Below are 3,352 nucleotides of genomic sequence, written 5' to 3' on the forward strand. Positions count from 1 at the left end.
CGGCCGGCGCGGCGAGCCGCCGCTCGACCGTACGGGCGTCGGCCGGCCGGTCCGCCGGATCCTTGGCCAGCAGCTCCGCGACCAGCCCGGCCACCTGCGACGGCAGCCCGAACTGCGCCGGGTCCAGCGGCGCGGGCGCCTCGTTGAGGTGCTGGTACATCAGCACCGGCGTCGAGTCCCCGCCGAACGGCCGCGCCCCGGTGAAGAGTTCGACCAGCACGCAACCCAGCGCGTAGAGGTCGGCCCGGCCGTCCACCCGGCCGCCGGTCCACCGCTCCGGCGCCATGTACGCCGGGCTGCCGACGATCGTCCCGGTGGTGGTCAGCCCGCCCGCGCCGGTGTCCAGCTGCGCGATGCCGAAGTCCAGCACCTTCAGCCGCCCGGCGTCGGTGATCATCACGTTGTCCGGCTTGATGTCCCGGTGCACCACGCCCGCGTCGTGCGCCGCCGCCAGCGCGCCGCTGATCTGCCGCCCCCAGCGCAGGCTCTGCTCCGGCTCCGGCAGCCCGTCCCGCAGCACCTCGGTCAGAGTGCGGCCGGTGAGCAGTTCCATCACCAGGTAGGTGACCTCCTGGCCGCCGAGCTCGCACTGCCCGAGGTCGTGCACCGTGACGATGTGCGGGTGCGAGAGGTTGCCGGCCGCACCGGCCTCCCGGACGAACCGCAGCGCGGCCTTCGCCCGGTCGCCGCCGTGGTGACCGATGACCTTGACCGCCACCGGCCGCCCCATCCGGGTGTCCCGGGACCGCCACACCACCCCGAACCCGCCCTGTCCGAGCTTCTCCACCAGCTCGTACCGGCCGTCCAGGACGTCCCCGACTCGCACGCGCCCTCCCCTCCCGCCATGACGCCCAGACTCTACCGACGGCCCTCCCCCGACACGGCCAGGGCCTGCCTCCCCGACGTTCGCGGACCCCGCGGGGCTCCACGCGACGGGCCCCGGGTGGAAGGATGGGCCGTCAGCCCCGCGACGGTGCGGCGGCTCGGACCAGCAGAGCCCGAGGAGAGCGGCCATGGCCAAGCAGGCCCCGCAGAGCGACCCGGCGCAGGACGCCCCCGAGGTGTCCGCGCCCCAGCACGCGGCCGCCGGGCTGCCCGCCGTCGGCCACAGTCTGCGGATGGCCGCCGAGCAGATGGGCGCCCGCCGCGCCCTGTCCACCCTGCTCAAGATCAACCAGCCGAACGGTTTCGACTGCCCCGGCTGCGCCTGGCCGGAGCCGGACAGGACCCACACCGCCGAGTTCTGCGAGAACGGCGCCAAGGCCGTCGCCGAGGAGGCCACCGAGCGCCGCATCCGCGCCGAGTTCTTCGCCGCCCACCCGGTCGCCGACCTGGCCGAGCGCTCCGGCTACTGGCTGGGCCAGCAGGGCCGGCTCACCCGGCCGATGCTGCTCGACGAGGGCGCCACCCACTACACGCCGGTCTCCTGGGACGACGCCTTCGCGCTGATCGCCGAGGAGCTGAAGGCCCTGGACACCCCGGACGGCGCCGCCTTCTACACCTCCGGCCGGACCAGCAACGAGGCCGCCTTCGCGTACCAGCTGTTCGCCCGCCGGCTCGGCACCAACAACCTGCCGGACTGCTCCAACCTGTGCCACGAGTCCTCCGGCTCGGCACTCACCGAGACGCTCGGCGTCGGCAAGGGCAGCGTCGGCCTGAAGGACCTCTACCAGGCCGACCTGATCATCGTGGCCGGTCAGAACCCGGGCACCAACCACCCCCGGATGCTCTCCGCGCTGGAGCGCGCCAAGCGGGCCGGCGCCACCATCGTCAGCGTCAACCCGCTGCCGGAGGCGGGCCTGGAGCGGTTCAAGAACCCGCAGCACGCGCGCGGCCTGGTCGGCCACGGCACCAAGCTGACCGACCTCTTCCTGCAGATCCGCCTCGGCGGCGACCTCGCGCTGTTCCGCGCGCTGAACCGGATCGTCCTGGAGCAGGACGGCGTCGACCGCGCCTTCGTCGCCGAACACTGCCACGGCTTCGAGGAGTTCGAGGCCCAGGCGCGGAAGACCGACCGCGACGAGGTGCTCGCCGCGACCGGCCTGCCCTGGGAGCAGATCGAGGAGCTCGGCCGGCTGGTGCTGGGCTCGAAGAAGATCATCGTCTGCTGGGCGATGGGCCTCACCCAGCACAAGCACGCCGTGCCGACCATCCGCGAGGTGGTCAACTTCCTGCTGCTGCGCGGCAACGTCGGCCGCCCCGGCGCCGGGGTCTGCCCGGTGCGCGGACACAGCAACGTCCAGGGCGACCGGACGATGGGCATCTTCGAGCGCCCCACCACCGCCTTCCTGGACGCACTGGGCGGGGAGTTCGGCTTCGAGCCGCCGCGCGAGCACGGCCTCGACGCGGTGGACACCATTCGCGCGATGCGCGACGGCAAGGTCGGGGTCTTCTTCGCGATGGGCGGCAACTTCGTCGCGGCCACCCCGGACACCGAGGTCACCGAGGCCGCGATGCGCCGCTGCCGGCTGACCGTCCACGTCTCCACCAAGCTCAACCGCTCGCACGTGGTCACCGGCGCCCGCGCCCTGATCCTGCCGACCCTGGGCCGCACCGACCGGGACGTCACCGCGCGCGGCGCCCAGTTCGTCAGCGTCGAGGACTCGATGGGCCAGGTGCACGCCTCGCGCGGCGGCCTGCGCCCGCCGGCGCCCGGCCTGCTCTCCGAGACCGCGATCGTCTGCCGGCTCGCCCGCACCGTGCTCGGACCGCAGGACACCGTGCCGTGGGAGGACTTCGCCACCGACTACGACACCCTGCGGGACCGGATCGCCCGCGTCGTCCCGGGCTTCGAGGACTACAACGACAAGGTCCGCCGCCCCGGCGGCTTCACCCTGCCGCACGGCCCCCGGGACTCCCGCACCTTCCCGACCGCGACCGGCAAGGCCAACTTCTCCGTCAACCCGCTGACCGCCCCCGAGGTCCCGCCGGGCCGGCTGCTGCTCCAGACCCTGCGCTCGCACGACCAGTACAACACCACCGTCTACGGCCTCGACGACCGCTACCGCGGCATCAAGGGCGGCCGCCGGGTGGTCCTGGTCAACCCCGCCGACGCCGACGAACTCGGGCTCGTCGACGGCCGGTACGTCGACCTGGTCAGCGAGTGGAGCGACGGCGTGGAGCGCCGCGCCCCGCACTTCCGGGTCGTCCACTACCCCGTCGCCCGCGGTGGCGCGGCGGCCTACTACCCCGAGACCAACGTCCTGGTGCCGCTCGACTCCACCGCCGACATCAGCAACACCCCCACCTCCAAGGCCGTCGTGATCCGCTTCGCCCCCGACAGCGGCGAGTAGCCGCCCGGAGCACACCCCGCCGGCCGCCCGGCCCCGGACAGCGCGGAGGCCGCCCCACG

At 73.9% G+C, this 3,352-nt stretch carries 2 protein-coding genes; one reads left to right on the forward strand and one right to left on the reverse strand.

Going from position 1 to position 3,352, the window contains the following annotated elements:
• Window positions 1-826: serine/threonine-protein kinase (locus KS423_RS41585; RefSeq protein ID WP_224284912.1), on the reverse strand; the 826-nt coding region annotated here is incomplete at its 3' end.
• Window positions 827-1,013: 187 nt separating this feature from the next.
• On the opposite strand from KS423_RS41585, the gene KS423_RS41590 reads away from it, so the two are divergent.
• A complete protein-coding gene (locus KS423_RS41590) occupies window positions 1,014-3,293 on the forward strand; it encodes an FdhF/YdeP family oxidoreductase (RefSeq protein WP_224284913.1) in 2,280 nt (759 codons plus the stop codon).
• The last annotated feature ends 59 nt before the right edge of the window (window positions 3,294-3,352 follow it).

Source organism: Streptomyces sp. LS1784 (assembly GCF_020103755.1).
Classification (GTDB): domain Bacteria; phylum Actinomycetota; class Actinomycetes; order Streptomycetales; family Streptomycetaceae; genus Kitasatospora.

What these genes read in the sequence shown, in the direction of transcription:
- KS423_RS41590 (WP_224284913.1), top strand. Translation starts at nt 1,014, where the DNA reads ATGGCCAAGCAGGCCCCGCAGAGCGACCCGGCGCAGGACGCCCCCGAG.